This is a genomic window from Deferrivibrio sp. (genome assembly GCF_055117995.1).
On record NZ_JBSQOT010000061.1, the window covers coordinates 1 to 7,400 of the forward strand.

6 protein-coding genes are annotated in these 7,400 nt (G+C 37.4%); 5 read left to right on the forward strand and 1 reads right to left on the reverse strand.

Annotated features, from left to right (window positions below; translation table 11 throughout):
* The 5 genes from ACTCAF_RS10450 to ACTCAF_RS10470 all read left to right on the forward strand — a co-directional run.
* Nucleotides 1-917 (forward strand): FAD-dependent oxidoreductase (locus ACTCAF_RS10450; protein WP_463063224.1); only part of this gene is annotated, 917 nt, incomplete at its 5' end.
* Nucleotides 918-926: 9 nt separating this feature from the next.
* The gene (locus tag ACTCAF_RS10455; protein WP_463063225.1) at nucleotides 927-1,373 is read left to right on the forward strand and encodes a universal stress protein; all 447 of its coding nucleotides are present in this window, start codon (nucleotides 927-929) and stop codon (nucleotides 1,371-1,373) included.
* A gap of 134 nt (nucleotides 1,374-1,507) precedes the next feature.
* Nucleotides 1,508-3,220: an FAD-dependent oxidoreductase gene (locus ACTCAF_RS10460; protein WP_463063226.1), complete on the forward strand. Its 1,713-nt coding sequence runs from the start codon at nucleotides 1,508-1,510 to the stop codon at nucleotides 3,218-3,220.
* On the forward strand, nucleotides 3,221-4,414 hold the full coding sequence (locus tag ACTCAF_RS10465) for a class II glutamine amidotransferase domain-containing protein (protein ID WP_463063227.1): 1,194 nt from the start codon (nucleotides 3,221-3,223) through the stop codon (nucleotides 4,412-4,414). It begins immediately after the preceding gene.
* Nucleotides 4,404-7,109, forward strand: a complete 2,706-nt coding sequence (locus ACTCAF_RS10470; RefSeq protein ID WP_463063228.1) for a glutamate synthase-related protein — start codon at nucleotides 4,404-4,406, stop codon at nucleotides 7,107-7,109. The genes ACTCAF_RS10465 and ACTCAF_RS10470 overlap by 11 nt, the downstream gene beginning before the upstream one ends.
* A 23-nt stretch (nucleotides 7,110-7,132) precedes the next feature.
* Here the strand turns inward: ACTCAF_RS10470 and ACTCAF_RS10475 are convergent.
* Nucleotides 7,133-7,400: hypothetical protein (locus tag ACTCAF_RS10475; protein WP_463063229.1), on the reverse strand; the 268-nt coding region annotated here is incomplete at its 5' end.

A 7,400-nucleotide genomic window follows, 5' to 3' on the forward strand; every position in this document is an offset into this window, starting at 1 on the left:
GTGTAATTTATTCAGGTGTAAAAAATATAGCTTTAATTGGAGCAGGTTATATAAACCTTGAGCTTGCAGATGTATTAAGAGAATTGGGATTTAAAATCAAAGTCTTTGAGAAGATGGAGAATATTTTACCTTTCCTGAATGAGACTTTAAGACAAAAAGTTATTGATAAGTTAAAGGAAAATGGTGTTGAGATTTTTACAGGTGTGGATGTTTATGGCACTGATGGTAAATCTGTTGAATCATCAGCAGGGAAATTTGATTTTGACCTAATTATTGCAGCCCTTGGTATAAAACCCAAAACAGATATTGTATCAAATATTGGTATTGATTTGGGAATAAAAGGGGCAATAAAAACAAACCTTTATCAGCAGACAAATATAGAAAATATTTTTGCGGCGGGTGATTGTGCGGAACATTTTAACAGACAAACAGGGGATTTTACATATATGCCTCTTGGGACTACCGCAAACAAACAGGGGCGACTTGCTGGAAACAATATTGCAAATATAAAAGATATGAAAAAGTTTCAGGGTATATTACAAACGGCGGCTTTTAAGTTGTTTGATTATACTGTTGCTACTACAGGAATGTTTGAGAAGCAGTTAAAAGAGAGGAGTATTGATTACGGTGTTGCAATAATAAATTCACATACGAGGGGGGCATTCCCTGATGGCGGAGAAATGAGTGTTTGTATTTTTTATGATAAAAATGAGGGGAAAGTGCTTGGTGGGCAGATAGTAGGACAGGATGTTGTGGCAAAGAGAATCGACGTTATATCCTCTGCAATATATTCAAAACTAAGTGTTTTTGAGCTGTCTGAATTAGACTTGAGCTATGCGCCGCCTTTTGCGCCTGTGTGGGATCCTGTTTTGGTAGCAGCAAATATTGCATCCAAACAATTATATAAAAACAGATAGGAGGCATCTATGTTAAGTGTAAAAAAAATTTTGGTACCTTCAGATTTTTCAAAAAGCTCTGATGTAGCTTTGGAAAAGGCTGTTGACCTGGCGGAGAAGTTTGATGCAAAAATAGTACTTTTGCATGCTATCCCCGAAGAATCAAGCATAGTACATAGTTATCTTGGTGATAAGTCTTCAAAGGAGCTTAAAAAGAGACTTGTCAATGATACTGAAGAGCTGTTTAAAAAACAGATTGAGAAGGTATTGTCAGGAAGAAATGTAGAGGTAGAGACGGTAGTAAAATTTGGTGAGCCTTACTATGAAATTCTAAGACTTGAAAAGGAGGCTGATATAGATTTGATTGTTATTGCTTCCCATACAAAGAGCTTTTTTGAAGATGTATTTTTTGGAAGCACTACCGAAAAAGTCGTTAGAAGGTCAAAAAAATCTGTATTTGTTGTAAGACAAATTTAATATTAGTTAATAGCAGAAGCACCGTCTTTGCTTCTGCCTTATTTCATATTTTCTGTTTTAAAAAAAGCTAAAATTGTTTTGTAATATTTTAAAAATAGGGTATAATTTTTTAGATGACATCATGGAGGTATGTTTTGAAAAAGCTATACCCTATTTATATTAATAAAAAGAGTCCTTGTTACTCAAAGGATCATTTTGGCAACACCGGTTGTCCTGCTAAAAATGATATTCCAAGATTTTTGTATCTTTTGTCCCAAAGACGGATTGACGAGGCATTTTATGTATTGAAAGAGACAAACCCTTTCTCAGCAGGTTGCGGAAGGTTTTGTGATCATCCTTGTGAGACGGCGTGCAATCGAGCCAAATTTGATGAACCGGTTGATATAAAGGCGCTGGAAAGATTTGTGGCAGATTGGGGTTACAGCAACAATTTTAAACCAAAGAAAAAATCTTCTGACAAAAACAAGCTTGTTTCCATTATCGGCTCAGGTCCTGCTGGACTTTCGGCGGCGTATTTTCTTGCTATAAACGGATTCAAAGTGGTTGTTTATGAAAAGCACAATGTTCCTGGTGGCCTTCTTGTGGAGGGTATACCACCTTATAGGTATCCAAGAGATATTTTTGAAAAGGAGCTTAATTTTATTAAAGATAGCGGGGTTGAAATCTTTGTTAACCAGAACGTGGATAAAGATAAATTTTTTAATATCGCCGAAGAATCCGATGCAGTTATTGTGGCAACAGGTGCGCAGTCTCCAGGTGAAATGGGGATTGAAGGGGAATTTCTTGATAACATTTATAACGGAATTGAGTTTCTGCGGGAAATAAATTTTGGCAACCATGAAACATTGAATATAAAGCCTGGAGAAAGTATCGGCGTTATCGGTGGTGGATATACTGCTTTTGATGTGGCAAGATGTTCTGTAAGGCTAAATGCAAAGGCATCCATAATTTACAGAAGGACAATAAATGAGATGACTGCCCATCCTGGAGAAGTGGAAGAATCAAAAAGGGAAGGGGTGGATTTTCACTTTTTGAGACAGCCAATCAAGATTGAGAAAACATCAAAGGGGCTAAAGTTAATTTGCCAGGTGATGAAACTTGGCCCTGTTGATGAGAGTGGAAGGTCTAAGCCTGTTCCTGTAAAAGACAATTTTGAAGAGTTTATTTTTGATAAAATAGTTGTGGCTGTGGGTGATAAGCCTGACCTGTTTTTTGTTGGTGAGAGCTTTGTTAATGAGTTTCCACGACTTAATTGTCCTGATTTGCCACAGGAGTCAAGGGGTAAAATTTTTATATGTGGTGATGCTTCGATGGGCTCAGGTGAGCCGACAGGGATGGTAGTCAGGGCTGTCGGCTCTGCCCAGAAAACTGTAAAGGCGGTAAGGAAATTTCTTGGGGATGATATAGAAGATGAAGAAAACAGAGAAATAGCCTTTTATAATGACATCAATACAAAATATTTTCAGAAAATTGGCAGAATGATAGAAGAGAGTATAACGATTGAAGAGAGAAAGGGGAATTTTGATGAAATTGTAAAAACAGCTGATGAAGAAGTCGCAATATATATGGCAAAAAGATGCTTTTATTGCGGCATATGTATTCAGTGTGATTGGTGTTACTTTTATAGTAATAATAGTCTTCTAAAAATAAATGAAGAATGGTCAAGGGAAAAGGATAAGCATTATTATATGTACATTAAAGACAATATATCCCATCATTCTTTTAAAAGTGTCGAGGCTTGCCCGAGGTCAGCCTTAAGTATTGTGGGCGATGAAAACAGATATGACAAATATATTTCAAGCCAGTATATTGATTTGGAATCTATAAAAAACGGCGTGGAGAAATAGATGGAAAGGTTGTTTAACTATAAGCCTATGGATATTGCCACTTTTTCTGGTGGGGTTGAGGGTTTGCCCAAAGGCGCCTGTGGTTTACTTGCTGCGGTTGGAGAATTCAGCCTGAATGCACTTCTTAAAAGCGCAATGTGCCTTCAATATCGAGGACGGACAGGAGCTGGAGTTACGCTAAAGGGGATTTATAAGGACAACAGTTTTTATGTGTTTCATATAATGTATAGGAATCAATACAAGGTGGCAGAGCTTGAGCAGGTAATAAACAGCTGGGGTGTTCATATACTTGAATCTCAGGATTTGGTTGCAAGAAAATATTATTATGAATACGACCTTCCTATCATTAAAAGATATTTTGTTACACCGCCAACTACAGACGAAATGATGTACAGAGAAAGAATTAATGATGATTACCAATATATTATGAAACATGTATCGAGATTTAATAAAGACTTTATGGATGATGCAAGAATTTTTTCCAGCTCCAAAGAAAATGGAACGTTTTTGACAGCATTTGAGTTGACTGATACCATAAAAATTTATGATTTGCCAAAATATGAGGATGAATATTATGAGGCATGTCTTATCCATCTTAGATGGCCCACAAGCAGTGGAAGGGGATTATGGTGGGGACCTCAGCCGATTTCATTGGGCGAGATAGCAGGTGTACATAATGGACACCTTTCAAGTGACAAGTCAAATGCTATTGCCTTAGAGCAGCTTGGCATAAATTTGCATGTGGGAACAGACTCTGAAGCAATTTTTTTGCAAACAGATTATCTTTTAAGAAAAGGTTATAGTATTGAGGAGATAGAGTGGATTTTAAGCAGAAAATTTCCTCAGGAACTAAAATCAATGGATAAAGATAAAAAGATTAGATATGAAGAGATAGTAAATGACCCTATATTAAAGAGAATGAAGATGTCCGGACCTGCTACAGCAATAGTTCTTGTGGGGGACGTTATTTTAGGGTTTACTGATCGGGACCATTTGAGATCATTTAGTCTTGGGTATAATGATAAAGTTGCAATTTTAGGGAGTGAGCAAAGAGCGATACTTTCGGCTGCATATTTTATGGAAGAGGAGCTTGAAAGTGTTTATGACCCGGATGCCGGTAAAGTTGTGGCATTCAAGGTTGAAGGTAAAAATGTAAAAAAACTTGACTATGGGTGGAAGTGGTATGAAGCTTAATAATAAGATCGAACTTAGAATAAAAAGAAATATAAGATATACTGAGCCAACTGAAACAGGTATTTATGCAAATGGTGCAAAATATTGGGTAAAGGTAACCAGCGAGGAAGAGGAGCCTGGCAGAGGTTGTGTTCATTGTTCGAGATGTGTTCAGGCGTGTACCCATAATTTAAAAAATCCTGATAGTCCTACAGGTGTTTTCAGTATGGAGACGGTATATTATGACTTTGATGGCAATAGGGTTTTGCCGGATGAAGGTGATAAGATTGCACTTGTGGAAAAGATACTCTGGATAAATCCTGATGAATGTTGCAATTGCAAAAGATGCGTGAAAATGTGTCCCCAAAGGGCGATAAAAGTTTTTAAAAATCCTGATTACCATGATATAGGGGTTGCCCTGTCAAACAGCGAAGTTATAAACAATTGTCTTAACAGGGCTAACGAAAAATCCACTGTAAGCAGTGCGCATCTTGGCAGAGCTGAATCAAAATTGAATACTGATTGGATAATAGATGCTGCTGAAATTTTAAGCCCCCAGCGTGACCATTTGCATGAGTATGCGGGCAGACTTGACAATATTCATCTTGGGAAAAGGAAGGCAAGATATTTATGCAACAGCCCTATATTTGATGTGCATATGAGCTATGGCTCAAACAGCCATGAGGCATTTTTGTCAAGACTTATGGCAAGTATAAAGCTTGGCAGGCCGTTTTTTACCGGAGAGGGGTATGTGCATCCTGATATGATGGCAGCATCCAGGCACTGTATTTTGCAATTTGGGTCAGGTGGATACGGCCCATGGTTAGAGCTGGATAAATTTGCAGGAATCAGTATGAAATACGGCCAGGATGCTAAAAAAGGTAAAGGTGGACATCTTCAATCCAAAAAGAATGATTTGGAGATTGCTCTTTTAAGGTGTGTTGAAGCTTTAAGAAACTTGACAGCGCCAAATCCTCAACATTTGCAATATTCTATTGAAGAGCTCCCTATGAGGGTAGAGTCATTAAGGGCACTCTTAGGTGAGGAAAAACTTATTGGAGCAGATGTTTACGGTACTGCATGGAACTTTCCTGAAATAGCGGTTGCACTTGCAAAAGCAGGTTTTGACTATATTACAATCAAGGCTGGTGATGGTTCTACCGGTGCGGCGCATTTGGTCGATTTGCAAAATAGAGGGTTGAATGTGGTTTATCTCACTCATATTGCGGATCTTGCTCTTAGAAAAGAAGGTTTAAGGGAAAATATCTCGATAATATCCGAAGGTGGTGTTTTAGACAGTTTTCATGCATTCCTTGTGCTCCTTGCAGGGGCAGATTTTGTTGGAATGGGGATGAGAACACTGCACCCTTTAGGCTGTACTTTATGTCAGAGATGTCATACAGGTCAGTGTGCATGGGGGATAACGTCAAGGAAATATGGAAGCCGTATTGATCCGGAAATGGGTAGCAATTACATAGTTTCGATGGTGAAATCATTTATAAAAGATATGGAAGGCTTAGCAGCAGGGCTTGGGATGAGCAACCATTCTGATGTTGTAGGTTCAAGGAGATTCAGGTATCACGGCTCTGACCCACTTCTGTTTGAGACATTTGGCAAACATGAAATCGACAAGCAGATTCCAGATGCAGCAATCAAAGAAAGGCAGCATAAGATATTTAAAACATTTGAGCAAAGGATTTATGAGAATAGAGAGTTTTTTGAAAATACCCTGAAAAATATAAACGGTGATTCACTTACAATAGATGTTGGCGTGGATAAGATTGACAGTATGGCTCTAAATCTATTGATGAAAGAGGCTGTAAAGAGGGGTGTAAAAAAGTTTTTTATTGACAATGTAGTAGGGCAGAGGACAATTGGAACGGGTGTTAAGTGTGATGAGATTACTGTCAGAGGGCTTGTTGGAAACCACAGTTTTGCTTTTGTGGATAATGTTAAAATAAATGTTATCCCAAATCATACTTTCAAAACATCCATTCCAGCAAATACCCATGTGGGTGTGGCAAATACCTCTAATCCCAAAGAGATAAATATTGCAGGGCATGTCAGTGATCTTTTTGCGGCATATGCTGTTAGTGGAACTTTCAGAGTGGCAAAGAGTGGAGGCGTAAGAAACTTGCTTTTGATGAAAGCTGGTGTGCCTGAGGAGTGGAGAAAACTAAATCTGGATAGGTATCAGAATTTTACAGATGAAGAAATTTTAAGGGAACTCAGATTTAAATATCAAAAAAGGAGAGCCTACCTTGATAAACTGGGGTGGAATAAATTCATAAAAACCTTTGAGGAAAAACTTAATAAAAGAAAACCCCCCGTTGCTATTTATGGACTTGGAGAAGAGAAGGGGATGGGTGACTACTTTATGGAATATGCTCAGGGTGGAATAGGTATTGTTTTAAATGTTGTAAACCACGAATATCCCATGGGCTATTATATTTGTAGTGGAATGACCGCCGGAGCAGCATATATTCGGGGCAGAATAAGAGAAGAGCAGCTTGGGGTGGGTGTGAAAAAAATAGATTATCTGACGGATGAAGATAAAAGCTTTCTTAAAAAAGAGATAAAGGATTTTCTTGATCTGTTTTTGTTTATAGATATTGATAAAAGCTACAACAGGAAATTACAGATTTTTGCAGAGCTTTTCGAAAAAGACCCTGAATACATTTTGAGCGAATTTTGTAAAATAATTCCTGTTAATTAGCTACCTGGCAGGCTAATGCCTGCTCAGGCTACAACAAGGTTTAAAATATATGCCAATACATATAGCAAAATTGTTAAGTTTATAATGTTAAACCTAAGCATTACCTTTTTTTCAATGATAAATAAAATTATCAGTAAAAATGTTTCCAATGAAATTGCTATATCTTTAATAATATGATTGTTGACTGCAATATATATTGTATTTATCAGCAAAATAAAATAGCAGATAAGCCATATTGATGCAATGATCTTGTATTTTAATGCAGATGTTTCATTTATAAGCACCTTTATG

Excerpts from the sequence above, each read along its gene's own strand:
- ACTCAF_RS10455 (WP_463063225.1), top strand. The coding sequence starts at position 927 with ATGTTAAGTGTAAAAAAAATTTTGGTACCTTCAGATTTTTCAAAAAGC.
- ACTCAF_RS10465 (WP_463063227.1), top strand. The coding sequence starts at position 3,221 with ATGGAAAGGTTGTTTAACTATAAGCCTATGGATATTGCCACTTTTTCT.
- ACTCAF_RS10470 (WP_463063228.1), top strand. The coding sequence starts at position 4,404 with ATGAAGCTTAATAATAAGATCGAACTTAGAATAAAAAGAAATATAAGA.